The organism is Cupriavidus taiwanensis, assembly GCF_900250115.1.
GTDB classification, from domain to species: domain Bacteria; phylum Pseudomonadota; class Gammaproteobacteria; order Burkholderiales; family Burkholderiaceae; genus Cupriavidus; species Cupriavidus taiwanensis_B.
Window position 1 is genome coordinate 378,347 of record NZ_LT984803.1, and the last position, 23,309, is coordinate 401,655.

General features: G+C 69.1%; 22 protein-coding genes. 12 read left to right on the plus strand and 10 right to left on the minus strand.

What is annotated here, in order from left to right; genetic code table 11:
* The first annotated feature begins 120 nt into the window (after nt 1–120).
* Both CBM2586_RS01845 and CBM2586_RS01850 read left to right on the plus strand, forming a co-directional pair.
* Nucleotides 121–1,371, plus strand: a complete 1,251-nt coding sequence (locus CBM2586_RS01845) for an MFS transporter (RefSeq protein WP_115663084.1) — start codon at nt 121–123, stop codon at nt 1,369–1,371.
* Between the two features lie 216 nt (nt 1,372–1,587).
* Nucleotides 1,588–2,127: a single-stranded DNA-binding protein gene (locus CBM2586_RS01850; RefSeq protein ID WP_115663083.1), complete on the plus strand. Its 540-nt coding sequence runs from the start codon at nt 1,588–1,590 to the stop codon at nt 2,125–2,127.
* 101 nt (nt 2,128–2,228) lie between these two features.
* Here CBM2586_RS01850 and CBM2586_RS01855 read toward each other — a convergent pair whose 3' ends face one another.
* Nucleotides 2,229–3,401, minus strand: coding sequence for a GGDEF domain-containing protein (locus CBM2586_RS01855; RefSeq protein ID WP_115663082.1), 1,173 nt, complete (start codon nt 3,399–3,401; stop codon nt 2,229–2,231).
* 390 nt (nt 3,402–3,791) lie between these two features.
* On the opposite strand from CBM2586_RS01855, the gene CBM2586_RS01860 reads away from it, so the two are divergent.
* On the plus strand, nt 3,792–4,130 hold the full coding sequence (locus tag CBM2586_RS01860) for an RcnB family protein (RefSeq protein ID WP_115663081.1): 339 nt from the start codon (nt 3,792–3,794) through the stop codon (nt 4,128–4,130).
* 81 nt (nt 4,131–4,211) lie between these two features.
* Here CBM2586_RS01860 and CBM2586_RS01865 read toward each other — a convergent pair whose 3' ends face one another.
* Nucleotides 4,212–4,460, minus strand: a complete 249-nt coding sequence (locus CBM2586_RS01865) for a hypothetical protein (protein ID WP_115663080.1) — start codon at nt 4,458–4,460, stop codon at nt 4,212–4,214.
* 456 nt (nt 4,461–4,916) lie between these two features.
* Here CBM2586_RS01865 and CBM2586_RS01870 point away from each other — a divergent pair, with 456 nt between their 5' ends.
* From CBM2586_RS01870 to CBM2586_RS01880, 3 genes are all read left to right on the plus strand, one after another.
* Nucleotides 4,917–5,894: a collagen-like protein gene (locus CBM2586_RS01870; RefSeq protein WP_115686700.1), complete on the plus strand. Its 978-nt coding sequence runs from the start codon at nt 4,917–4,919 to the stop codon at nt 5,892–5,894.
* Nucleotides 5,895–6,111: 217 nt separating this feature from the next.
* Entirely contained in the window at nt 6,112–6,612 is a 501-nt protein-coding gene (locus tag CBM2586_RS01875; RefSeq protein WP_115686701.1) for a two pore domain potassium channel family protein, read from the plus strand.
* Nucleotides 6,613–6,908: 296 nt separating this feature from the next.
* Nucleotides 6,909–7,256 carry a hypothetical protein gene (locus CBM2586_RS01880; protein ID WP_115663077.1) on the plus strand — a complete coding sequence of 116 codons (348 nt, stop codon included), beginning with the start codon at nt 6,909–6,911 and terminating at the stop codon, nt 7,254–7,256.
* Between the two features lie 34 nt (nt 7,257–7,290).
* Here the strand turns inward: CBM2586_RS01880 and CBM2586_RS01885 are convergent, their stop codons facing one another.
* Nucleotides 7,291–8,223: a MurR/RpiR family transcriptional regulator gene (locus tag CBM2586_RS01885; RefSeq protein ID WP_115663076.1), complete on the minus strand. Its 933-nt coding sequence runs from the start codon at nt 8,221–8,223 to the stop codon at nt 7,291–7,293.
* A gap of 398 nt (nt 8,224–8,621) precedes the next feature.
* On the opposite strand from CBM2586_RS01885, the gene CBM2586_RS01890 reads away from it, so the two are divergent.
* From CBM2586_RS01890 to CBM2586_RS01915, 6 genes are read left to right on the plus strand one after another with little or no spacing between them, the layout of a single operon-like run.
* Nucleotides 8,622–9,038, plus strand: a complete 417-nt coding sequence (locus CBM2586_RS01890) for a type IV pilin protein (RefSeq protein ID WP_231942516.1) — start codon at nt 8,622–8,624, stop codon at nt 9,036–9,038.
* A gap of 2 nt (nt 9,039–9,040) precedes the next feature.
* Nucleotides 9,041–9,535, plus strand: a complete 495-nt coding sequence (locus CBM2586_RS01895) for a GspH/FimT family pseudopilin (RefSeq protein WP_115663074.1) — start codon at nt 9,041–9,043, stop codon at nt 9,533–9,535.
* Nucleotides 9,532–10,152: a type IV pilus modification protein PilV gene (pilV, locus tag CBM2586_RS01900; protein ID WP_115663073.1), complete on the plus strand. Its 621-nt coding sequence runs from the start codon at nt 9,532–9,534 to the stop codon at nt 10,150–10,152. The genes CBM2586_RS01895 and pilV overlap by 4 nt, the downstream gene beginning before the upstream one ends.
* Complete coding sequence (locus CBM2586_RS01905; RefSeq protein ID WP_115686702.1) at nt 10,149–11,213, plus strand: PilW family protein; 1,065 nt, start codon at nt 10,149–10,151, stop codon at nt 11,211–11,213. Before pilV ends, CBM2586_RS01905 begins: the two co-directional genes overlap by 4 nt.
* A gap of 32 nt (nt 11,214–11,245) precedes the next feature.
* Entirely contained in the window at nt 11,246–11,800 is a 555-nt protein-coding gene (locus CBM2586_RS01910) for a pilus assembly PilX family protein (protein ID WP_115663071.1), read from the plus strand.
* A 42-nt stretch (nt 11,801–11,842) separates the two neighbouring features.
* Nucleotides 11,843–15,115: a pilus assembly protein gene (locus tag CBM2586_RS01915; protein WP_115686703.1), complete on the plus strand. Its 3,273-nt coding sequence runs from the start codon at nt 11,843–11,845 to the stop codon at nt 15,113–15,115.
* 20 nt (nt 15,116–15,135) lie between these two features.
* Here CBM2586_RS01915 and CBM2586_RS01920 read toward each other — a convergent pair whose 3' ends face one another.
* The 7 genes from CBM2586_RS01920 to ilvA all read right to left on the minus strand — a co-directional run bounded on the left by CBM2586_RS01920 (nt 15,136) and on the right by ilvA (nt 23,158).
* Nucleotides 15,136–16,623 carry an efflux transporter outer membrane subunit gene (locus tag CBM2586_RS01920; RefSeq protein ID WP_115663069.1) on the minus strand — a complete coding sequence of 496 codons (1,488 nt, stop codon included), beginning with the start codon at nt 16,621–16,623 and terminating at the stop codon, nt 15,136–15,138.
* An 11-nt stretch (nt 16,624–16,634) separates the two neighbouring features.
* The gene (locus CBM2586_RS01925) at nt 16,635–17,780 is read right to left on the minus strand and encodes an ABC transporter permease (protein WP_115663068.1); all 1,146 of its coding nucleotides are present in this window, start codon (nt 17,778–17,780) and stop codon (nt 16,635–16,637) included.
* Nucleotides 17,777–18,736, minus strand: a complete 960-nt coding sequence (locus CBM2586_RS01930) for an ABC transporter ATP-binding protein (RefSeq protein ID WP_115663067.1) — start codon at nt 18,734–18,736, stop codon at nt 17,777–17,779. The genes CBM2586_RS01925 and CBM2586_RS01930 overlap by 4 nt, the downstream gene beginning before the upstream one ends.
* Nucleotides 18,733–19,716, minus strand: a complete 984-nt coding sequence (locus CBM2586_RS01935) for an HlyD family secretion protein (protein WP_115686704.1) — start codon at nt 19,714–19,716, stop codon at nt 18,733–18,735. Before CBM2586_RS01935 ends, CBM2586_RS01930 begins: the two co-directional genes overlap by 4 nt.
* A complete protein-coding gene (locus CBM2586_RS01940; RefSeq protein ID WP_115663065.1) occupies nt 19,713–20,450 on the minus strand; it encodes a TetR/AcrR family transcriptional regulator in 738 nt (245 codons plus the stop codon). Before CBM2586_RS01940 ends, CBM2586_RS01935 begins: the two co-directional genes overlap by 4 nt.
* A 319-nt stretch (nt 20,451–20,769) precedes the next feature.
* A complete protein-coding gene (gene queF / locus CBM2586_RS01945; RefSeq protein ID WP_115663064.1) occupies nt 20,770–21,603 on the minus strand; it encodes an NADPH-dependent 7-cyano-7-deazaguanine reductase QueF in 834 nt (277 codons plus the stop codon).
* 16 nt (nt 21,604–21,619) lie between these two features.
* Nucleotides 21,620–23,158, minus strand: coding sequence for a threonine ammonia-lyase, biosynthetic (ilvA, locus tag CBM2586_RS01950; protein WP_115663063.1), 1,539 nt, complete (start codon nt 23,156–23,158; stop codon nt 21,620–21,622).
* Nucleotides 23,159–23,309 lie beyond the last annotated feature (151 nt).

Genomic DNA, 23,309 nt, shown 5'->3' on the forward strand with positions numbered 1-23,309 from the left:
GAGCAAACCTGTTAATATACCCAACTTCGGTTTCCGGGGTTGTCCGGCCACCAGCGGACCGACCATTGCCGCCCACCGGCATCCAGCCCGACCCCGAATTCACACGATCCCACGATCGCCATGCCGTCGATCCCTTCTTCTTCCCCGGAAACGGGTGCCGCCGACGCATCCCAGGCCCCCGCGCGCGAACGCATGACGCGCGCCGAGCTGCGCGCCGCGGTGTCGCTGGCCAGCATTTTTGCGCTGCGCATGCTGGGCCTGTTCCTGATCCTGCCGGTCTTCGCCGAATACGCCCGGACCCTGCCCGACGGGCAGGACGCGCAGCGCGTGGGCCTGGCCATGGGCATCTACGGCCTGATGCAGGCGTTCCTGCATATCCCGCTGGGCTGGCTGTCCGACCGCGTCGGGCGCAAGCCGGTGATGGTGGGCGGGCTGCTGCTGTTTATCGCCGGCGGCCTGGTGGCCGCGTTCTCCGACACGCTGTCCGGCATCATCGCCGGGCGCGCGCTGCAGGGCATGGGGGCGATCTCCGCCGCCATCACCGCCTGCATCGCCGACCTGACCCGCGAGCGCCATCGCACCAAGGCGATGGCGATGGTGGGCGGCAGCATCGGGCTGACCTTTGCGCTGTCGCTGGTGATCGCCTCGCCGCTGCTGCACGGCATCGGCATGTCCGGCATCTTCGGGCTGATGTCGGTGCTGGGCCTGGTCGCCATCGGCGTGACCGTGTTCCTGGTGCCGACTCCGCCGCCGCCGCACCCGGTGCGGCTGCCGTTGCGCAAGGTGCTGCTCAACGGCGACCTGGCGCGGCTCAATGTCGGCGTGCTGGCGCTGCACGCGTCGCAAGTGGCGATGTTCATGGTGGTGCCGGCGATGCTGGCCGATGCCGGCATGCCGCTGGACCAGCACTGGAAGGTCTACCTGCCGGTGGTGCTGGTGTCCTTCGTGCTGATGCTGGGCCCGATGATGGCGGCCGAGCGCTATGGCCGGGTGCGCCCGGTGCTGCTGGGCGCGGTCGCGCTGATGACCGCGGTGCAGCTGCTGTTTGCCGCGGTGCACGGGCTGTGGGCGATCGTCGGGGTCTTGCTGCTGTTCTTCGTCGCCTTCAACGTGCTGGAGGCGATGCAGCCGTCGCTGGTGTCGCGCTACGCCGCGGGCGCGCGCGGCGCCGCGCTCGGCGTCTACAACACCACCCAGGCGCTGGGCCTGTTCCTGGGCGGTGCCGCGGGCGGCTGGCTGCTCAAGCACGAGGGCCGCAATGCCGTGTTCGTCGGCTGCGCGGCGGTGCTGTTGCTGTGGCTTATAATCGCCTGGAGCATGAAGGCGCCGCCGGCGCGCGGTCAGGAAGCCGCACCGGCGACCGCGGCCTGAGCCGGCGCCTGGGTTCGCATCATTTCGTAAAGCATTGGGGCCTGAAAGAGGCCTAGCATCATCGCGCCACCCGGCATTCTGGCGGGGGCGCGATGTTCGTTTACGTCGCGGTACTATCTACGTCGCGGTACTATCGCGTCAAACCACAACCCGCTTTCACCGTCATCGTATTGCCACGCTTTTCAACACCGCGCGTGGCTTTTGGAGAACATTCACATGGCATCGGTCAACAAAGTCATTCTCGTCGGCAACCTCGGCGCAGACCCGGAAACGCGCTACATGCCCAGCGGCGACGCCGTCACCAACCTGCGCCTGGCCACCACCGACCGCTACAAGGACAAGCAGTCCGGCGAGATGAAGGAAGCCACCGAATGGCATCGCGTCGCGATGTTCGGCAAGCTGGCCGAAATCGCCGCGCAGTACCTGCGCAAGGGCTCGTCGGTCTATATCGAGGGCCGCATCCGAACCCGCAAGTGGCAGGACCAGTCCGGCCAGGACAAGTATTCCACCGAGATCGTCGCCGACCAGATGCAGATGCTGGGTTCGCGCCAGGGCGGTGGCGGCGGTGGCGGCGAGGAAGGCGGCTACGGCGGCGGCGGTGGTGGCGGCGGTTATAGCCGCGAATCGTCGGGCGGCGGCTATGGCGGTGGCCGTGGCGCGCAGGGTGGTGGCGGCCAGCAGGGCGGCGCCGCGCGCCGTCCGCAACAGCCGGCCTCGAATGGCTTCGAGGACATGGACGACGATATTCCGTTCTGAGGATCGCGACAGAAGCTCGCCATCATTGGCAAGAAACCCCCGCCCTGCGGGGGTTTTGTTTTTTGTTCGGCGCGTGCAGGCGTGCCGCGCGAAGCCAGGCTTTACGCCAACGCCGGCAAGCCGGCCTCCCGCTCCCACTCGACGCAGTTGCGGCCGTTGCTCTTGGCAGCGTACAGCACGTGGTCCGCGCGCATCAGCAGCGCTTCCAGGTCTTCGCCGGGCCGCAGCGTGGCCACGCCAAAGCTGGCGGTCACGTTGCGCATGCCCGGCAGGGCCTCCATGCTGGTCTGCTCCAGCGTCTCGCGCAGCCGCCCGGCCAGCTGCAGCGCCGCTTCGTGCGGGGTGTCGGGCAACAGCACGACGAATTCCTCGCCGCCCAGGCGCGCGGCGATATCGCGGCGGCGGATGCCCGCGGCGATGACGCGTCCGACCTGCGCCAGCACCGCATCGCCGGCGCTGTGGCCGTAGTTGTCGTTGATGAACTTGAAGAAGTCCAGGTCGCACAGCAGCATGCTCAGCGACTCGCCGGGGCGCGGCGGGATCTGGCGCGCGGCGAGGGCCTCGAGGCTGCGGCGCGAGTGCAGCTGGGTCAGCGGGTCGGTATCGCGTTCATGGCGCAGGTCGTCGATCACGTCCTGCGCGGTCGCCGCCAGCAGCGCCAGCCCGAGCGCCAGCAGCAGCAAGGCCAGCGTGGCCTGCAGCCATAGCCAGCAGGCGGCGGGCGGCAGCACGATGGCATCGTGCGCGGCGGCCGGCGCCAGCGCCAGCAGCGTGCGCGGCAGGAACTGGAGCGTGAACACCAGGTACACCCAGAACAGCACCCGGTCCACGGTGCGGCCGGTGCGCAGCCGGGCCAGCGACGCGACCCCCGTCAGCAGGATCAGTGCGACGCCGACATTCAGGATGCAGATGCGCGCGACCAGGCTCGGGTGCGCGAGGTCGAACCACGCCACCATGCCGAACAGGGCGAGCGGCAGCGCCACCGCCGCGCAGCGGTCGGGGCGCGCGCCGATGCGGGCCAGCATGCCGCGCAACATCAGCACGGCGCTGCCCAGGTAGAGCGCGCCGGCGACGGTGGCAGTCCCGCCGCCAGCGCGCGGCGGCCACGCGATCTGCAGGCCGATTGCCGCGGCGGCCAGCAGATAGCAGGCGCCCAGCTGCAGCAGATGGGGCCGCGTACGCTCATGGTGCCACGCAAACAGGAAGCACAGGGCAAGCAGCGAGGCAATGGCGGGATTGACCAGTGCCAGGAATAGACCGGCATCGTGCAACACGGAAAGTCCCCTGTCTTGGTGAGTTCTCTGGCAGGGAAGCCCGCGTGCGCAGCGCGTCCGGGCGCGCAAGCCAGGGAACATGGAAAGCGGTAGGCGCCCGCGCGTGCGCAGTGTCGCGCCGGCGAAGCCCGCAGTGCGGCCGCGGTCAATGAGCCGGGCGGCAACGGCTGGTAACAAATTGTTTCTTTGCCAGCATTCTAGACATGGGTGACGCCGGCGGCGCTCCCCCGAATGGGGGCGTGACCGGCAAACAATTGTGAACACGCGGGGGCTCGCGCGGGCCCAGGCGCCGCGGCCCCCGGATGCCCCTTTGCCGGCATTTGTGACTAATCTGGTAGATGCTGTCGGATCCTCCGGCAGTTCGGTTTTCCCGTACGCAAGGAGATCACGATGAAGACCAAGAAAGCGATGCCAGTGTTGTTGCTGGCGGCAAGCGTGCTGGCGGTGCCGTTCGCGATGGCGCAGGGCGGTGCCAGGTCCAGGCCGATGACCGAACCCATGGCCGCGTCCGCGCCGATGGCGCAAAGCTCGCCCTATATGCAGGTGCAGCAGTGGAAGAAAGGGGACCGGCTGCCCACCGAGTTCCGGGACCGCCAGTATGTGATCGAGGACTACAAGCAGTACAACCTGCCTGCGCCGCGCAAGGGCACGCGCTGGGTCGGGGTCGGCGCCGAGTATTACCTGGTGGCGCCCAACGGCGTGATCCAGCAGGTCGGCTCAGGCTCCTGACGCCGCCCCCCGCATCCGCAGCAAACATGGCGAACCGCCACGCTGACGCGTGGCGGTTTTGTTTGTGGCCGGCATCGGCTGTCAGATGCCCAGGATCTTCTTCGCCTCGAGCAGCGACTTCATCGATTCATCGTGCTTGCCGGCCTTGTGATAGGCCTCGCCGTCGGCGCGCAGCTTGGCGACCTTGGCGGCGTCCTCGGTCGAGAGCTTGGGGTTGGTCGACAGCTTGGCATCGATGGCCTTCATCTCGTTGGGGCAGTTATGGGCGAATGCCATGCCGGCCGCGCCGCACAGCACGATTGCCGTCGCCAGGGGAAGGAACTTGTGCACAGTGGCCTCCACGCAGGACTGTTGGAGTCTTCAGCATAGTGCATGGCACTCCCAGCGGCGGCAGGCCGGCCGGCGGCGCCCAACATACCCTCTCGAAGGGGTAAATCGCGCTCTTTCGTTTCTGATTTGAACGCTGCCGCGCCGGCCCTTTACCGCCCCTTGGCCCGCCGTCCCATGCGCAGTTCATCCGATTCTCAGCCATTTGGGCGAAGCCGGCGCCGGGGCCCGATATGGCCATTCCGGTGGTCAAGTCCCGCATTTTTACCGGCCCTTTTGCAGGCTGACGCAACTGGCGGCCATGGCCATGGCCACGGCATTTGTTGGGATTTGATGCGCGCTTCAGCGTTGAAACAGCCCATGCGAATGCACGATTTATCGCAGGCGCTTCCTTTCTTAGATTGGAGCTATCCGGCATCGCACCGGGACTTCGATCCATGAAAACGGGGGGCTTTCACCATGCAACAGATCGACCTGAAACGCGCGGCGATTCCACTCGCCTGCCTCGCCATCCTGCTTGCGGGTTGCGGCGGCGGCGGTGGCGATTCCACCACCGCCGGGGCTGGCCCGGCCGCGAGCGTGCCCGGCCCAGCCGGCGCCGATGGCAAGACGATCCTGTCCGGCACCAATGCGCCGACCGCCGACGTGGGCGCCGATGGCGATTTTTACCTCAATGTCTCGAGCTCGACGCTGTACGGCCCGAAGGCCGGCGGCGAGTGGCCCGCCGGCGTGTCGCTGATCGGCCCGCAAGGCGTGGCCGGGGCGCCCGGCGCCACGCTGCTGCATGGCGCGGCCGATCCCACCGCGGCCGACGGCACGGTGGGCAGCTTCTACCTGAATACCAGCACCAACACACTGTTCGGGCCGAAGACCGCCGACGGATGGCCGGCCGGGATCTCGGTGGTCGGCCTGACCGGCCCGGTCGGGCCCGCCGGCCCCGCCGGTGCGCCCGGTCCTGCCGGAGAGAAGGGCGAGCAGGGAGACAAGGGCGACCCCGGCGAGCCCGGCGCGGGCGGCACTGTCTACAGCGCCAACTTTGCCGTGACGGCGCCGCCGGGCGGTGTCGGCACCTTTGTCATGACCGGTACCGGCCTGACCCTGCAGAGCAGCGACCCGTACTTCGGCGCGGTGATGCCGGTGGCCTGCGGGGGCGGCTTCACCCTGACCGCGATCCTGGCGGGCCAGGTGCCGGCCAAGGCCGAGTACACGGTCACGGCGCACCGTGTCGCCAGCGGCACGGCGCTGGACCAGGTCGACGTGCTGCCCATCACCGACGCGTCGCAATGCGTGCTCGACAACAGCGAGCGCGCCTGCTCGACGCCGGCCACCACGCCGGTGGCCGCCAACGACGTAGTCCAGGTTCAGGTCAGCGGCAACACCGCCTTCAACTGGGGCGGCGGGCTGTACGTGAACCTGTCGTGCAAGTCCGGCAACTGAACCATGGCACCGCATCGCGCCTTGCAAGACAGCGGCCGCCAGGCCGCCTCCTGACCCTCTGCCAGGGCCGCCGGCGGACGCCCCCGCGCGAGCCACGCAGCGCGCCCTGGTTTTCCCCCACGCCCTCCGGTGTTATTTTGGAGGGCGTCATTTTTCTTGCCCGGCCTGATCGGTGCCATCCCGATTGCACTGACGCCATACGGGAGCGCCCCTGCGCATGGAAACCTCCGCCGAACACTATTCGCTGGCCCTGCTGTGCGCCGCCGTGCTGACCGTGGCGGTGGTCGGCATTCATTACGAAGCGCTGCGCCTGTTGTCGGCGATGCATCCGCGGCGCTGGAGCGGGCGCATGAATATCGGCGTGCTGATCGTCTGCATCATCCTGGTCCATTGCCTCGAGTCGCTGGTGTTCGCCGCGGGCTTCTGGTTTGCCGACCAGGTGCTGGGGCTGGGCGGGCTGGCCAGCGTGGCGATGCCCGGGGTCGAGGCCGCGCGCGCGCAGCCGGGCGCGCTGGTCTACGCCTACTTCGCGCTGGAAACCTTTACCACGCAAAGCCTGGGCGATATCGTGCCGGTGGGCGCCAGCCGCCTGATTGCCAGCATCGAGCCGCTGGTCGGCCTGATCCTGATCGGCTGGTCTACCTCGTTCACCTACGTCATGATGCGCCGCGACTGGGAACTGGAGCGCGACGAAGGCGGCGAGCATCGCCGCGGCTAGCGTGTGACGGCATCGTTCCGGCTTGCTCCGCGCATTGCATCGATGCGCTCAGCATGCTGACCGATCCGCGGCCGGCCGGGTGGGCAACATGACGCGCATGGTGCTGGGACAGATGCGGCGCCAGCGCCAGCACTGGCGTGAGCGCGGGCACGCTCGCGGGCCGCGCGCCGATCCGGGGAGGGCTCGGCGGCTGGCAATGTCGCAAGTGCCGCAAACTCCGGTAGTGCCAGGCCGCGCGGGAACGATTAAGCTCGCGGTATTTGCTGAAACCGTCGAGCCAGAGGAGATCCCGCATCATGCCAAGACGCCAGCGCAGCCTGACCCGCATTGCCGCCGTCGCCGCCCTGGCGGCGTGCGGTGCGCATGCGCAGGGGCAGGACCAGGGCGGCGCCGCCGCCGCCATCAATGAAGCCGTGCAGCAAGGCACCACTCCTTACCGGCCCGACCCTGCGGCGACGCCGGCCAGCATCCAGTCGGACGAGTGCCGGGCACTGGCCGAACAGATCGCGCAGGCGCCCAAGCGCGAGTACCGCGCCACCGCGCCGGCCATCGAGACCGCCCAGGGTCGCATGGTGCCGGAGCTGGAACGGGAGCGGCCGAAGCAATCGCTGCAGCAGGCGTACCGGGAGAAGTGCACGCAGTAAGCCGCCCGGCCGCGATCTCGGGCTGGCCGCGCGCTCAGCCGTGCCCGGACGTCACGTAGGCGCCGGTGCGGTGCAATTCGCCCTCGGCCTGCTCCAGCGCGCGGATGGCGCCCTTGCCCTTGCGCGCCAGCAGTTGCTCGACCAGTGCCTCGACCACGGCCACGCCGGCCGTGATCGACGGGAAGAACGACGGGCTTTCGACCGAGAACAGCAGCGTGCAGTCCGCGGCCAGCGCGATCGGCGCCACCGTGCTGTCGGTCAGCGCGATCACCTTGCAGCCGCACTCGCGCGCGGCCTCGGCCACGCGGATGCTTTCCTGCGAATACGGGGCGAAGCTGACCACCACCACCGCATCCTTGGGCGCCAGGCCGCGCAGCTCCATCTCCAGCGTGCCGGCGTCGGCGCGGATCAGGTGCACGGTGCTGCGGAACAGCCGGTAGACATAGTGGAAGGTAAACGCGATCGGGAAGCATGAGCGGAAGCCCGCCACATGCACGCAGGCCGCGTGCGAGAGCAACTCCGCGGCTTGCGGCAGGGTCTTCTCGTTGCTGGCCGCGATCCGGTCCAGGTTGTGGTGCTGCGCCTCCAGCATCTCGCCCAGCATGCGGCTGGCGCTGCTTTCGCGCACCACCTTGCGCGCGCGCCGCGCATACGGCTGGGTGCCGCCGCGCAGCGCTTCGACAAACAGCTCGCGCATGGCCTGCCAGCCCTCGAAGCCCAGATGCTGCGACAGCCGCACCAGGGTGGCAGGCTGGACCCCGGCGCTTGCCGCGATCTTGCGCATCGACAGCACCGGCACGTCCTGCGGGTGGTCGAGCAGGTAGCGGGCACCGCCCTGGAACTGCGTGCTGAGGCTGGGGAAGCCGCGGCGCAGCAGTTCCAGCAATGCCTCCAGGTCATGGGGCGGCGCCGCCGGCGTCGGCGTGGGCGGCCCGGGCCGGGAGGAGGCGAGGGAATCGGACGGCATGGTGGCTCCGGCTTCAAGGATGTAACGATTGTTGCACAGGTGCGGCCACCTACGCACTGCGTCGGGCGATGGCGGGCGGATTAACGTCCGCCCGCGCCGGAATCTTTATCCAGGAGACAGGGGGACCACGCCACTGTCACTTCGCTACAACGCCGGCCCACCCGCATCGTATTTTCCTTACCCGCTTAGCCGATCGTGACTTACACTCCGCGCCATAACCTCCGGCATTCGGTCGTCCGGAACATAATGAGTAGCGGAGCGCGAGCATGGGACACAGAAGCCCGGCAGTGCGACACGGTGGGAGGGTCAACCCGCCGTTTCGGGTCATATTCAGGGTCATCCCGGGGGTCGGATCCTACACAGGAATCCGGGCTGGCGGGACTCAGGGGGCTGCCGGCATGTCATGCCGGGGCAGGCCGCCGCATGGCTTCACGCTGATCGAAGTGATGATCACCGTGGCGGTCATCGCCATTCTGGCCGCCGTCGCCATTCCCAACTACAGCCGTTACGTGGTGCGCTCGAACCGGGCCGCGATCGAGTCCTTCATGCTCGAGGTCGCGGGCGCGCAGGAGCGCTTCCTGGTCGACAACCGCGCCTATGCCGCCAGCCTCGGCGCGCTCGGCATGTCGGTGCCCGCCGGGCTGGCTACCCGCTACGACGTCACGGTGACACCGGGCGCGGCGCCGCCGCCGCGCTACAGCATCGTCGCCACGCCCCGCGGCAGCCAGCTTGCCGACTCCGATTGCGGCACGCTGACGCTGACCAGCGCCGGCGCCAAATCCGCGTCGGGCGCCGGCACCGACTGCTGGAACTGACCATGCGGCCCAGCCTGTCCCGCGGGAATGAGCGCCGGCGGCCAGCCGGCCGCGGCTTTACGCTGATCGAGCTGCTGTGCGCCTTGTCGGTGCTGGCGATCCTGGCGGTCGCGGCGGCGCCTTCCTTTGCCACGCTGATCGCCAGCCAGCGCGTGCGCAGCGCCTCGCTCGACCTGGCTTCGGCGCTGGTGCTGGCGCGCAGCGAAGCGGTCAAGCGCAATGCCATGGTCTCGCTGGCACCGTCCGGCGCCGCCTGGACCGCCGGCTGGACGGTCAGCGCGGGCGCCGAGACGGTACGTTCGTTCGGGCCCTATGGCGGCCTGACCATCACGCCCAGTGCCGCCGGCGGCCTGGCGCTCGGCAACGACGGCCGGCTCACCGGCGCGGCGATGAGCTTCGAATTCGCGCCCGGTGGCGAGACCTCGGCCAGCCTGCGCGTATGCGTTCAGGTCAGCGAGACCGGCCGCATTGCTTCCACCAACGGAGCCTGCACATGACGCGCATCGCGAAGTCGCGGCGGCGCCCGCCGGCGCGCCGAGCGCAGGCCGGCTTCCTGCTGATCGAAGTGCTGGTGGCGGTGGTAATCCTGCTGGTCGCGCTGCTCGGCACCGCCGGACTGGTGGCGCGCTCGGGGCAGACCGAGATGGAGTCCTACCAGCGCGTGCAGGCGCTGGCGCTGCTGCAGGACATGGCCGCGCGCCTGAACGCCAACCGCCAGGTGGCCGCCTGCTATGCCAACGGCGCCGCCGGCATGCAGCTGGGCAGCGCGGCCGCGCCGCCGGCGGCATGCACGCAGGGCAGCGCCGCGCAGAACGCCACCGCCGACGCCGACCTGCAGGCCTGGAACGCGGCCTTGCTCGGCAGCGCCGAGATGCGGCCCGGCGCCAGCGCGGTCGATCCCGCGCAAGCCGTGGGCGCGATGATCGGCGCGCGCGGCTGCATCGAGACCGTCGACGCGGTCGACCAGGTCTACCGCATCACCGTGGCGTGGCAGGGCCTGGCTGCCACGGCCGCGCCGGCGCTCGGCTGCGGCAAGGACCAGTACGGCAACGACGCCAATCGCCGCGCGGTCAGCACGCAGATCCGCATCGGCACCCTCGGGACCGTATCATGACCGCGCCGCGTTTGCCTGTGCCTTCATCGCGGCCCCGCGCCACGCGCCTGCGCCGCCAGCGCGGCATCTCGCTGATCGAGCTGATGATCGGCATCACCATCGGCCTGGTGCTGCTGACCGCGCTGGCCAGCCTGTATTACGCCAACAGCCTGTCGCGCACCGAATTCGCCAAGTCGGCCGAACAGGTGGAAAACGGGCGCTATGCGCTGGAGCAGATCCGGCGCGAGGTGGAGCTGGCGGGGTTCTTCGGCGTGGGCAATATCGCGCGCGGCAACAACGCCGCGGAGCCGGCGCTGTGCGCGACCGATGCGGCCGTGCTGGGCTTCTCGCCCACCGCCGAGACCGTGCCGTTGGCGCTGACCGGCTATGCGCCGGGGGTGGCGGCCCCGTGCCTGCCGGACCTCGCGGCGACCTCCGAGGTACTGGTGGTGCGGCGTGTGTCGACCACCCCGGTGGCGGCACCGGCGCCGGGGTCGGCTTACCTGCAGGTCTCGGCCTGTTCGCTGGACGCGCACAGCTTCGTCTTCGACGCCAGCGGCGCGGCGGCCTTCGGGCTGCGCACCAAGGCCTGCGATGCGGCACAGCCGGCCGAATTGCGCCGGGCCATGGTGCGCATCTTCTACCTGGCCGGCTGCGACCGCTGCAGCAACGGCGGCGACGGCATTCCCACGTTGAAGATGGCCGAGCTGGTCAACGGCGCGTTCGAGTCGCGCTCGGTGGCCCAGGGCATCCAGGACATGCATGTGCAGTACGGCGTCGACCAGGACAGCAACGGCTCGGCCGACTGCTATGTGACCGACCCGCGTGCCAACAACAGCGCGGTGTGCACTGCCGTGCCGGGCTACGACTGGGACGTGGCGATCAACAACCTGGCCAATGTCACCACCGTGCGCGTGCACCTGCTGGCGCGCACGCTCAAGCCCTCCGGCGGCCATACCGACAACCGCACCTATGGACTCGGCCGCGCCGCGGCCGCGGGTCCGTTCAACGACGGCTACAAGCGCCACGTTTACGCCCAGGTGGCGCGGCTGGTCAACGTGGCCGGCCTGCGCGAGCAATGACGCCGCACCGGCACCACACTGCGATGAGAGCCATGATCAAGTCAACGGGCGGCGCGCTGCGCCGCGGTCAATCCGGGGTCACGCTGGTGGTGACGCTGGTGTTCATGGTGATGTTCCTGCTGATCGCGGTGGCCATGGTCAACTCGGGCCTGATCAACGTCAAGGTGGCGTCAAACCAGCAGCACAGCGCCGAAGCGCGCGACGTGGCGCAGCAGGCGATCGAGCAGGTGATCAGCGACGATTTCACCAAGGCGCCGGTGGCGGTGGACGTGCCGGTGGACGTGACCGGCGACGGCCAGCCAGACTACGTGGCGCAGGTGGCCGCGCCGACCTGCGTCACCAGCAAGCCGGTGGCCAAGGTGATCGATCCGGAGAAGCACCCCGAGGACGCCGAATGCACGCTCGGCAGCAGCACCGGCAACGGCAACCTGGTGGTGGGGCCAGGCGGAGCCAACGTGGTCAGCTCGCTTTGCAACGATACGCAGTGGGACCTGGCCGCCACCGTCAATGACGCCAACACCGGCACGGTCGCGACGGTGCACCAGGGCGTGGCCGTGCGCACGCTGTATGGCTCCACCTGCCCCTGATTGCCACGGGTGCGCCGCAGATCTTTAAAAGGAAGAACCAGCATGTCCATGCCCGCCCGCCGGCTTCGCGCCTATGCCGCCTGTGCCACGGCCCTGTTCGGGCTGGCCGCCGCGCCCGCGGCGCAGGCCGAAGACATCGACCTGTTCACCGGCCTGCAGAGCAATGCCGGCGCGCGGCCCAACGTGCTGCTGATCCTGGACAACGCCTCCGCATGGAATGCTAATGCGCAGGTCGATTGCGAGACGCCGGGCGTGGTCGGCCCCAACAACCAGAACAATAACGTCGGCGCCGAGCAGTGCGCGTTGTACAAGGCGGTGTCGGACCTGATCAACGACGACAATACCAACGGCAAGATCAACCTTGGCGTGATGATGTTCGGCGGCAGCAATAACTCCGGCGCCCAGTTCCGCTTCCCCAGCGTCACGCCACCGACCGCGCCGTCAGGGCTGGTGCTGCTGGACCGGACCACTGGTGGCCCGGCGATGCTCGAATTCATCAAAAGCATCGACCGCACCAAGGACAGCTCCAACAACTCGCAGGTCGGCGGCGCCATGCAGGAAGCCTGGGCGTTCTTTTCCGGCAAGACGGGACTGTCAGGAACCACCTACAAGTCGCCGATCACCAATCCGTGCCAGAAGAACTTCATCATCTACATCGCCAACGCGCTCAACAACGGCAAGCCGCAGGACACGGGGCAGGATGCCTACAACAAGCTCAGGGAGGCCGGCGCCACCGCCGCGCAGCTGACGCCGATCCCGCTGTCCAAGGCCAACAACATCGACAACTGGGGCGATGAATGGGCGCGCTTCCTTAACGGCATGGACCTCAACGCCACCAACAACGCGGGTTCGGCCACGGCGACGCGCCAGAACATCATCACCTACACCATTGGCGTCACTGACGGCAGCAAGCAGAGCCTGGACTACCTCGAGTTCGTCAACAGCATGGCCAGCAAGGGCGGTGGCGGCAACTTCACGGTCCGCGCCGGCGACGACGACGCGCTGGCCAAGGCGCTGAAGGACATCTTCAACGAGATGCAGGCGGTCAACAACGTGTTCGCCTCGGTCAGCCTTCCGGTCAGCGTGAACGGGCAGGGCTCGTACCTGAACCAGGTCTATATCGGCATGTTCCGCCCGGACGGCAAGGCCCGCCCGCGCTGGGTCGGCAACCTGAAGCAGTACAAGCTGGGCTACGACACCAATGGCAACCTGGTGATGCTCGACGCCGGCTTGCCCGGCGGCAGCGAGCAGACCTCGAAGAGCGCGATCAGCAATGCCGGCACCGGGTTTATCTCGCCCAACGCGCGCAGCTACTGGACCGAGGACCCACCCACGCAGGTGGCCAGTTCCAGCATCGTGACCGACTGGCCGGCCGACGGCTTCTGGAAGAACGCCTCGGCGCAGCTGCGCAATGCCAAGGACGCGCCCGACGGCGAGATCGTCGAAAAGGGCGGCGCCGGCGAAATGCTGCGCGCAGACTACCTGACCAGCCAGAGCGGGCGCCGGCTGCTGACCTGTGCCAATGCCAAGTGCAGCAAGGGCACGGCGCTGGCCGGCTTCAATGCCGCCAACAAGGCCCTGACCGAGGGCAACGGCCCGTCGCTGCTGAAGACCACGGCGGCGGACGTGGCCAACATGATCGACTGGGTGCGCGGCAAGGACGTCTTTGCCGCGTTGACCGGCACCGACCCGAAGAAGGAAGCCGAGCCCGGCCCCGGTGGCAACGTCACGGTGCGCGGCTCGATCCACGGCGACGTGCTGCATTCGCGCCCGGTGGTGGTCGACTACGGCGGCAGCACCGGCGTGGTGGTGTTCTACGGCGCCAATGACGGCGTGTTCCACGCCGTCAACGGCAACCGCACGGGCGCGATTTCCACCAGCACCGGCACCGTGCGCGCCGGCGGCGAACTGTGGGGCTTTATCCCGCCCGAGTTCTACGGCAAGCTGGCGCGGCTCTACAACAATGCGCCCGAGGTGCGGCTGACCGGCAGCCCGGAGGACACCGCCGAGATCCAGTTCACGCCGCGCGACTATTTCTTCGACGGCACCACCACGGTCTACCAGAATCTGAGCAACCCTGCCGCGCCCGAGGTGACCATCTACCTGACCGCGCGGCGCGGTGGCCGCCTGGTGTATGCGCTCGACGTCAGCGACCCGGCGCAGCCGAAGTACCTGTGGAGCAAGACCAGTGCCGACATCCCGGAACTGGGCCAGACCTGGTCGCAGCCGCGCGTGATGCGCGTGCGCGGCTACCGCTCGCCGGTGCTGATCATGGGCGCGGGCTACGACCCGGACGGCGAAGACAGCGATCCGGCGCTCGGTGGCGAGCCCACGGCGACCAACCAGCAGGGCCGCGGCGTGCTCGTGCTCGACGCCGGCACGGGCGATGTGGTGTGGGCCGCCCTGGCGAACTGCAGCGGCATCACCACCGGCACCTGCGTCACCATCGGCAGCCGCGCGATTCCGTCGGACGTGGCCGTGGTCGATCGCAACGGCGATGGCTATGCCGACAAGGCCTATGTCGGCGACCTGGGCGGCAATGTCTGGCGCATCGACTTCGGCGCGCTGGAAACCGACGTGCCGTCGACATGGAGCATCGGCAAGCTGGCCCAGCTGGGCGGCGCGGTGAATAGCAACGACGCGCGCAAGTTCCTCTATCCGCCCGATGTGGTCGCCACCGGCAAGTACGACGCCGTGATGATCGCCTCAGGCGACCGCGAAAAGCCGCTCTATTCGCTGAGCCAGACCCCGGGCGCGGCGCAGAACGTGCGCAACCGCTTCTACATGGTCAAGGACCCGAATGTCGACGGCAAGCCGCCGGCAACGTGGGCCGCGGTCAAGGAGGCCGATCTGGTCGATGCAACCAGCGTGGCCTACCGCGATACCGCGACGGCGAGCGGTTTCTACCTGGCGCTCGAAGCCGGCGAGAAGGCGGTCAATGCGCCGCTGACGGTGGCCGGCTACACCTACTTCGGCACCAACACGCCTTCCAAGGTCCTGCCCGGCGCCTGCTACCCCGACCTGGGCGTGGCGCGTGGCTATGCGGTGTCGTTCCTGACCGGGCTGGGCATGAACAACGGGCCGCGCTATGTCACCTTCGACAACGGCGGGCTGCCGCCGTCGCCGGTGTTCGGCATGGTGTCGGTCACGCAGACCGATGGCTCGACCCGGCTGGTGCCGGTGCTGATCGGTGGCGGCAAGGCGGGCGGCGGCGGCGGCGACGACAAGTCTTCGCTGGGCGGGCAGGAAGTGAAGCCCGCCAGCGCCGGCAAGCGCAAGCGCACCTACTGGTACACGCAGAGCGACAAGACCTGAGCGCCGGCCCTTGCGCGCGGCTACTGCGGCGCCGCCACCGTCGTCCCGCCTTCCTCCTGCCACCATCCACCTCCGAGCGCCTGCAGCAGCGCCGCCGAATCCGCCAGCCGGTCGGCGCGCGCCTGCGCCAGGTCCAGCGCGGCCTGGCGCGACTGCCGCTCGGCATCCAGCAGCGCCAGCTGGCTGACGCCGCCGAGGCGATACTGCTCCGACACCACCGCCAGCGTATCGCGCGCCTGCCGCGCGCTGTCGGCGCGTTCGCGCAGCGCGGCGGCGTCGGCCTCGAGCGCGCGCAGCGAGTCGGCCACGTCTTGCAGGCCCTGCAGCACGGCTTGCCGATACGCGGCCAGCGACTGCTCATACGCAGCTTCCGCCGCGCGCTTGCGGGCCTGCAGCTCGCCGCCCCGGAACACCGGCTGCACCAGCCCCGCGGCCAGGCTCCACACGTTGAGGCTGCTGAACAGGTCGCGCGCCGCGGTGGCCTGCGTGCCGCCGCTGGCGCTCAGCGTGAGCTGCGGATAGAGGTTGGCGGTGGCCACGCCGATATTGGCCGAGGCCTGGTGCAGCAGCGCCTCGGCCGCGCGGATATCGGGCCGGCGCCGCGCCAGCGTGGCGGGCAGGCTGAGCGGCAGCGTGTCGGGCAGTTGCAGACCATCGAGATGGAATTCGGGCAGCGAGGCCGAGGCCGGGGTCTGGCCCGCGTAGACCGCCAGCTGGTGCCGGGTGGCATCGAGCCGGCGCTGCAGCGCCGGCACCAGCGCCTGGGTTTGCGCCAGTTCCGCGCGCCGGCGCTGCACCTCGACAGGCGCGACGCCGCCCGCGCGCAGGCGGGCCTCGGTGATGCCGAGCTGGCGCTGCTGCGCCGCGACCATCGCGGCGGTATCGGCCAGTTGCGCGCGCAGGCCGGCTTCGCGGATGGCGGCGGTGGCGACGTTGGCGGCCAGCGCCAGGCGCGCGGCCTCGAGTTCGTAGCGCTGGTAGTCAACCACCGCCTGCAGGCCTTCCAGCTCGCGCCGCTGGCCGCCGAACAGGTCCAGCGCGTATGACACCTGCACCGTCGCGCCGTACAGCGTGAACGGGCCAGGGCTTGGGATCGCAGTGATGCCCAGCGACTGGAAATCGACCTGCTGGCGCGCGGTGTCCAGCCTTGCATCGATCGCCGGCCAGCGCGTCGCGCCGGTGCGGGCGGCCAGGTTCTGCTGCGCTTCCAGCAGCCGTGCGCGCGCCTGCGCCAGCGTCGGGCTGGCGGCTAGTGCGGCGCGGATGGTGGCGTCCAGCGTGGGGCTGCGGAACAGCATCCACCATTGCGCCGGGACATCTGCGCCGGCGGCCAGCGCCTGCGCGTGGGACTGGGCCGACGCCTCGGCGCGGTCCGCCGCAACGGTCGCCACCGGCTGCGGACCCGGCACGTAGCCGGCGTCGTCCGGCGGCGCGGGCACGCGGAAATCGGGCCCGACCGCGCAGCCGCACAGCAGCGCGGCGGCGAGCAGGGAGATGCGACGTTGCATGGCCAACCCCTTCAATCCAGCGTGCGCCGGTAGAAGCGCACCGCGATCGCCATCACCACCACGATAAACAGCGCCATCGGCCACACATTGGGCCACAGCTCGAACCAGCCGTTGCCCTTGAGCAGGATGCCGCGCACCATGCGGTGGAAATAGGTCATCGGCAGGATGTTGCCGATCGCCTGCGCCCAGCCCGGCATGCCGGCAAACGGGAACATGAAGCCGGACAGCAGGATGTTGGGCAGGAAGTAGAAGAACGTCAGCTGCATCGCCTGCAGCTGGTTCTGCGCCAGCGAAGACAGCGTGATGCCCACGGTCAGGTTGGCCGCGATGAACAGCAGCGCCGCCAGGTACACCGCCAGCACCGAGCCGACGAAGGGCACGCTGAAGATCCAGCGCGCCGCCAGCAGCACGATGGTCGACTGGATCAGGCCGATGAAGATGTACGGCACGATCTTGCCGGTCATCACCTCGATCGGCCGCACCGGTGTGGCCAGCAGGTTCTCCATGGTGCCGCGCTCGCGTTCGCGTGTCATTGCCAGCCCGGTCATCATCACCATGGTCATCGACAGGATCACGCCCATTAGCCCGGGGATGATGTTGTACTGCGTGATGCCCTCGGGGTTGTAGAGCCGCTGCACCTGCACCTCGAACGGCGGCTTGCCGCCGGCCAGCGGCGCCAGCGCTCCCTTCAGGTCGTGCGCGGCAACGCGGTAGGGCAGCTGCGCCAGCGCGGCGATGGCCTGGCCGGTGGCGCCCGGATCGGTGGCGTCGGCCTCGACCAGCAGCGCGGGCCGCTCGCCGCGCAGCAGCCGGCGCGTGAAGTCGGGCGGGATGGTCAGCACGAACTGCACCTCGCCCTTCATCAGCGCCTCGCGTCCGGCGCGCTCGTCCGGCAGCGTGCCGACCAGCCGGAAGTAGGTCGACTGCGCCATGCTGGCGACGAACGAGCGCGTGAACTCGCTCTGGTCGGCGGCGATCACCGCGGTCGGCAACTGGCGCGGATCGGTGTTGATGGCAAAGCCGAACAGCAGCAGCTGCATGATCGGCAGGCCGACGATCATGCCGAAGGTGACACGGTCGCGCCGCAGCTGCAGGAATTCCTTCAGCACGATGCTCCACCAGCGCTGCAACGAGAAGCGTGCCGAGGCGGGCGTCATGACGCCTCCTTGGTCTTGCGCGCCATATTGTCCTCGGCGCCGCTCATCATGTGGATGAACACGTCTTCGAGGCTGGTCTGGGTCTGTTCGAGGCGCCGGCCCGGGCCGGCCAGGCGCGCGAGGGTGTCGGCCAGCGCCTGGGCATCGCGCCCGGTCACGTGCAGCGCGGTGCCGAAGGCGACGGTCTGCTCCACGCCCGGCGCGCCCTGCAGCTGCGCCGACAGCGCCGCGAGGTCGTCGCCTTCCACGCTCCAGGTCGACAGGTTCTGGCTTGCCACCACTTCATCGGCCGTGCCCTGCGCGAGCAGCCTGCCATAGGCGATATAGGCCAGCTTGTGGCAACGCTCGGCCTCGTCCATGTAGTGCGTGCTGACCAGCACCGAGATGCCGCGCGCGGCCAGCTGGTGCAGCTGCTCCCAGAAGTCGCGCCGCGCCTTGGGGTCGACCCCGGCGGTAGGCTCGTCGAGCAACAGCAGCTCGGGCTGGTGCAGCAGGCACGCCGCCAGCGCCAGGCGCTGCTTCCAGCCGCCCGACAGCGCGCCGGCCAGCTGCGCCGAGCGCGTCGCCAGGCCCAGCTCTTCGAGCGCGCGCTCGACCGCCTCGCGCCGGTTGGGCATGCCGTACACGCGCGCGACGAAGTCCAGGTTCTCGCGGATCGACAGGTCGTCCCAGTACGAGAATTTCTGCGTCATATAGCCGACGCGGCGCTTGATCTGGTCGGACTCGGTCAGGATGTCGTAGCCCAGGCAGGTGCCCGCCCCGGAATCTGGCGTCAGCAGCCCGCACATCATGCGAATCGAGGTGGTCTTGCCGCTGCCGTTGGGGCCGAGGAAGCCGAAGATCTCGCCGCGCGCGACCTGCATGCTGAGGTCGTTGACGACATGCTTGTCGCCGAAGCGCTTGTTCAGGCCGCGCACGTCGATGGCGAGGCCGTTGCCGTTGGCGGGAGTGTTCATTGCCGCACCACTTCCACCGGCTGGCCCGGCCGCAGCTTGGGCGCATCGGCGGCCGACGGGCGCGCCTCGACCAGGAACACCAGCTTGCGCCGGGTCTCGTTGCTGTAGATCACCGGCGGCGTGTACTCGGCCTCGTTGGCGACATAGCTGATGGTGGCGGCCACCGGCGCGGCGCAGCCGTCGCAGCGCACCTGCACCGCCTGGCCGTTGCGCAGCGCGCCGACCAGGGTCTCCGGCACATAGAAGCGCACCTTGACGTTGCCCGGCGGCAGCATGCGCACCACCGGGCTGCCCGCCGGCACCCATTCGCCCAGGCGGTAGGGCACGTCATAGACCAGCCCCGCTTGCGTGGCCGCCACGGTCTTGCGCGACAGCTTCCACTGCGCCTGTGCCAGCGCGGCGCGCGCGGCCGCCACCTGCGCGGCCTGCGCCGCCTGCTGCGCTTCGCGTCCCGGCAGGCGCGCCACGTCGATATCGCGCTGCAGCTCGCGCACGCGCGCGGCATCGCTGCTGGCCTGCGCGCGCGATTCGTCGAGCTGCGCCTGGGCGATGCCGCCGATCTCGTACTGGCGCTGGTCGCGCCGCAACGCCGCGGCGCTGCGTTGTGCCTGGGCCTGTGCCTGCGCCAGCTGGGCCCGGCTGACCTCGACCTCGACCGGGCGCTTGCCGGTCTTCATGTCCTGCAGCGTGGCTTCGGCGGCGCGCAGCTGGTCCTCGGCCTGCTGGCGCGCGGCGCGCTCGTCGTCGGCTTCGAGCGCGAACAGCGCGGCGCCCTGGCCGACCTGCTGGCCGCGTTGCACCGAGAGCGCGTCGAGGCGCCCGGCAAAGGGCGAGGCCACGCTGACGAATTCGCCTTCGACGTAGCCTTGCCAGCTGTCGGTGCGCGCGTTGCCGCAGGCGGCGGCAAGCAGCGCGGCGCCGAGCAGGGCAGTGCTGCGCAGCGCCGTGCGCGGGCGAGGGTTGGAAGCAGCGTGGTTCATGCGGACTCCGGGGAATGCCTGGCCGTGCGGCCCTTCCGTCTGGCGGCGCCTGCGGGCGTCTTCGGGTTCTCCGTCGCCGGGGTCGCCGACAGCCCATGGGTCAGCAGCGCCGTGACATGGCGCACCAGCGCGTCGGTATCGACCGCTTCCGCGCCGGGCAGCCGGCGCCAGATATGCGTGGTGGCCAGCGGCAGCAGCGTCAGGCCGATCAGCGACGGCACCACCAGCGCCGGCTCCAGTGCGGGGTTGAGCTGCCCGCGCGCGATGGCGGCCGCCAGCGGCGCCATCAGCGCGCCGGCGCGTTCCAGCGCAAAGCGCTTGAGCACGCGCTCGCGCAGCGCGCCGTCGTCGCTTGCCACTTCGCGGATCCACAAGCCCGGAAACCACGGCGCCTCCGTGACCGCGCGGATCAGCCGGGTGGCGATGCCGACCAGCATCGCCAGCGGCTGGTCGTCGGGCTGGCTGCCGGCAAAGAAGCGGGCCACCAGCGGCTGCACTTTCTCCTCGATCACGGCATCGAGCAGCAGCTCGCGCTCGCCGAAGTAGTAATGCACCAGCGCCGGCGTGACGCCGGCCAGCGTCGCGATGGCCTTGACCGGCGTGCCGGCCACGCCCTGCCGGGAGAACAGGTCGGTGGCCGCGTCAAGGATGCGCTCCCGCTGGCCCGGCTGGCCCGCTACCGGGCGGCCCGGGCTGCGACGGGGCGTCTTGGAGGTAGTGGGTTTGCGGGGCATGTGGCTGGCTTGGCGCGGCAGGGCAGGTTCAGATCATATTAATTTTTGCGTTAATTAATTCAAGGACGGTTACAACTCGGGCGCGGGTCGTGGGCGCCAGGCGGCAATGTGGTGTCAGGGGATACGAACGGAAGGCCGGCAACCAACGTTGCCGCCCCACGTGGTGAAGAACAGTCCCCTCTCCCGCGGGCTGGAGAGGGTTAGGGTGAGGGCGGGCGCATCGCAGTCTGGTGCCGCTCATCGCCAGGTACGCGCCTGCCCTCACCCCCGGCCCCTCTCCCGCGAGCGGGAGAGGGGAGCAAACAAGCGTAGTTCAAGGCTACTGCCGCGCATTCCTCTTGTTATCCGGCCACGCCGTATTGAAGTTGGTGCGGAACGGATTGATATCCAGCCCCCCACGCCGCGTATAGCGCGCATACACCGCCAGCTTGACCGGCTTGCACTGGCGCATCACGTCCATGAAGATGCGCTCGACGCATTGCTCGTGGAATTCGTTGTGGTTGCGGAACGAGATCAGGTACTTGAGCAGGCCTTCCTGGTTGATCGGCGCGCCGACGTAGCGGATCTGCACGCTGCCCCAGTCCGGCTGGCCGGTCACCAGGCAGTTGGACTTGAGCAGGTGCGACACCAGCGTTTCTTCCACCGGCGTTTCTTCCTGGTCGGCGCCGAGCAGCTCCGGCGCGGGCTCGTAGCGGTCCACCTCGATGTCGAGGCGGTCCAGCAGCAGGCCGTCGAGCTCGCCCATCTTCTGCGTGCCGAGCTCCGCCTCGGTCACCAGCCGCACCTGCACGGTGCCGCCGGTGGCTTCGGAAAGGTCGTGGTGCAGCAGTTGCTGCAGCGCTTCGGGCGACGCGATCCGGGTCTGGTTGAACGAGTTCAGGTAGAGCTTGAACGACTTGGACTCGATGATGCTGGGCGTGTCCGACGGGATGATGAAGGTGGCCAGCGCCACCTGCGGCTTGCCCTTCAGGTTCAGCCACGACAGCTCGTACGCGTTCCAGATGTCGACGCCGAAGAACGGCACCGACCGGCCCTCGGGCAGCCCGATCTCGGTGCGCTTGGGTTGGCGCGGGATCGGGAACAGCAGGGTGGCGTCGTATTCGGTCTTGTAGGCCGCGGGCTTGCCCAGCGGCGAGTGTTCTGGAAGGCTCATGGGGCGCTCGGCGGCATCAGGACAGGAACAGCTTGTACACCGGGTTGTCGGTCTCGTCCCAGTGTACGTAACCCAACGTCGAAAGGAAGGCGCGGAAGGCGCGCTTCTCGTTCTTCGGCACCTGGATGCCGACCAGGATGTTGGAGGTGTCGGCGCCCTGGTTGCGGTAGTGGAACAGGCTGATGTTCCAGTTCGGGCTCATGCTCGACAGGAACTTCATCAGCGCGCCCGGGCGCTCCGGGAACTCGAAGCGGTACAGCAGTTCATCGTGCGCCAGCGCCGAGCGCCCGCCCACCATGTAGCGGATATGCTGCTTGGCGAGCTCGTCGTTGGACAGGTCGAGCGTGTCGAAGCCATGCTTGCGGAAGCTGGCGGCGATCTTGTCGTTCTCGGCGCGGCTGGCGATCTGCACGCCAACGAAGATATGCGCCATGCTGGTGTCGGCGATGCGGTAGTTGAACTCGGTCACGTTGCGCGTGCCGACCAGCTCGCAGAAGCGCTTGAAGCTGCCGCGCTCTTCCGGGATGGTCACGGCGAACACGCCTTCGCGGGCCTCGCCCACCTCGGCGCGCTCGGCGACAAAGCGCAGGCGGTCGAAATTCATGTTGGCGCCGCAGGCGATCGCCACCAGGTGCTCGCCCTTGAGCTTCTCGCGCTCGGCGTACGCCTTCAGGCCTGCCACCGCCAGCGCGCCGGCCGGCTCGAGGATGCTGCGGGTGTCCTGGAACACGTCCTTGACGCCCGCGCAGATCGCGTCGGTATCGCACAGGATGATGTCGTCGACCAGTTCGCGCGTGATGCGGAAGGTCTCCTTGCCGACCAGCCGGACCGCGGTGCCGTCCGAGAACAGGCCAACTTCCTTCAGCTCGATGCGCTTGCCGGCATCGACCGAGCGCTTCATCGCATCCGAATCTACCGTCTGCACGCCGATGACCTTGATCTCCGGGCGCACCGCCTTGATGTACGCGGCGACGCCGGAGATCAGCCCGCCGCCGCCGATGGCGACGAACACGGCATGGATCGGGCCCGGGTGCTGGCGCAGGATTTCCATGGCGATGGTGCCCTGGCCGGCGATCACCTCGGGGTCGTCGAACGGGTGGATGAAGGTCAGCTTGTGCTTTTTCTCCAGCACCGCGGCGTGGTTGTAGGCATCGCTGTAGGACTCGCCGTGCAGCACGATCTCGACCCACTGCCCGCCGCGCTCGCGCACGGCGTCGATCTTCACCTGCGGCGTGGTCACCGGCATGGCAATGATGGCCTTGCATTGCAGCCTGGCCGCCGCCAGCGCCACGCCCTGGGCATGGTTGCCCGCAGACGCGGCGATCACGCCGCGCTTGAGTTCCTCGGGCGCCAGCGAGGCCATCTTGTTGTACGCGCCGCGCAGCTTGAAGGAGAAGACCGGCTGGGTGTCCTCGCGCTTGAACCAGACCGAATTGCCGGTGCGGGCCGACAGCTGGTGCGCATAGGTCAGTTCGGTCTCCTGCGCCACGTCATAGACCTTGGCGGTCAGGATCTTCTTCAGGTAATCGGGTCGGGCTGCGGACTGGCGGGTCATGGTCTCGGGGCTGGCCGGCGCACGCGCGGCAGGCGCGCAAAAAAGCCGGGAAATTCTGGCGGAAACCGTCAATGATAAAGGATGCCGGCCTGGCGCACCCGGTCGGGGCGGCGCAGCCGCCGCCTGGCCGCGCTGCCCGCCACGCGTGGGC

What these genes read in the sequence shown, in the direction of transcription:
- CBM2586_RS01845 (WP_115663084.1), top strand. Translation starts at nt 121, where the DNA reads ATGCCGTCGATCCCTTCTTCTTCCCCGGAAACGGGTGCCGCCGACGCA.
- CBM2586_RS01850 (WP_115663083.1), top strand. Translation starts at nt 1,588, where the DNA reads ATGGCATCGGTCAACAAAGTCATTCTCGTCGGCAACCTCGGCGCAGAC.
- CBM2586_RS01860 (WP_115663081.1), top strand. Translation starts at nt 3,792, where the DNA reads ATGAAGACCAAGAAAGCGATGCCAGTGTTGTTGCTGGCGGCAAGCGTG.
- CBM2586_RS01870 (WP_115686700.1), top strand. Translation starts at nt 4,917, where the DNA reads ATGCAACAGATCGACCTGAAACGCGCGGCGATTCCACTCGCCTGCCTC.
- CBM2586_RS01875 (WP_115686701.1), top strand. Translation starts at nt 6,112, where the DNA reads ATGGAAACCTCCGCCGAACACTATTCGCTGGCCCTGCTGTGCGCCGCC.
- CBM2586_RS01880 (WP_115663077.1), top strand. Translation starts at nt 6,909, where the DNA reads ATGCCAAGACGCCAGCGCAGCCTGACCCGCATTGCCGCCGTCGCCGCC.
- CBM2586_RS01885 (WP_115663076.1), bottom strand. Translation starts at nt 8,223, where the DNA reads ATGCCGTCCGATTCCCTCGCCTCCTCCCGGCCCGGGCCGCCCACGCCG.
- CBM2586_RS01890 (WP_231942516.1), top strand. Translation starts at nt 8,622, where the DNA reads ATGTCATGCCGGGGCAGGCCGCCGCATGGCTTCACGCTGATCGAAGTG.
- CBM2586_RS01895 (WP_115663074.1), top strand. Translation starts at nt 9,041, where the DNA reads ATGCGGCCCAGCCTGTCCCGCGGGAATGAGCGCCGGCGGCCAGCCGGC.
- pilV (WP_115663073.1), top strand. Translation starts at nt 9,532, where the DNA reads ATGACGCGCATCGCGAAGTCGCGGCGGCGCCCGCCGGCGCGCCGAGCG.
- CBM2586_RS01905 (WP_115686702.1), top strand. Translation starts at nt 10,149, where the DNA reads ATGACCGCGCCGCGTTTGCCTGTGCCTTCATCGCGGCCCCGCGCCACG.
- CBM2586_RS01910 (WP_115663071.1), top strand. Translation starts at nt 11,246, where the DNA reads ATGATCAAGTCAACGGGCGGCGCGCTGCGCCGCGGTCAATCCGGGGTC.
- CBM2586_RS01915 (WP_115686703.1), top strand. Translation starts at nt 11,843, where the DNA reads ATGTCCATGCCCGCCCGCCGGCTTCGCGCCTATGCCGCCTGTGCCACG.
- CBM2586_RS01920 (WP_115663069.1), bottom strand. Translation starts at nt 16,623, where the DNA reads ATGCAACGTCGCATCTCCCTGCTCGCCGCCGCGCTGCTGTGCGGCTGC.
- CBM2586_RS01925 (WP_115663068.1), bottom strand. Translation starts at nt 17,780, where the DNA reads ATGACGCCCGCCTCGGCACGCTTCTCGTTGCAGCGCTGGTGGAGCATC.
- CBM2586_RS01930 (WP_115663067.1), bottom strand. Translation starts at nt 18,736, where the DNA reads ATGAACACTCCCGCCAACGGCAACGGCCTCGCCATCGACGTGCGCGGC.
- CBM2586_RS01935 (WP_115686704.1), bottom strand. Translation starts at nt 19,716, where the DNA reads ATGAACCACGCTGCTTCCAACCCTCGCCCGCGCACGGCGCTGCGCAGC.
- CBM2586_RS01940 (WP_115663065.1), bottom strand. Translation starts at nt 20,450, where the DNA reads ATGCCCCGCAAACCCACTACCTCCAAGACGCCCCGTCGCAGCCCGGGC.
- queF (WP_115663064.1), bottom strand. Translation starts at nt 21,603, where the DNA reads ATGAGCCTTCCAGAACACTCGCCGCTGGGCAAGCCCGCGGCCTACAAG.
- ilvA (WP_115663063.1), bottom strand. Translation starts at nt 23,158, where the DNA reads ATGACCCGCCAGTCCGCAGCCCGACCCGATTACCTGAAGAAGATCCTG.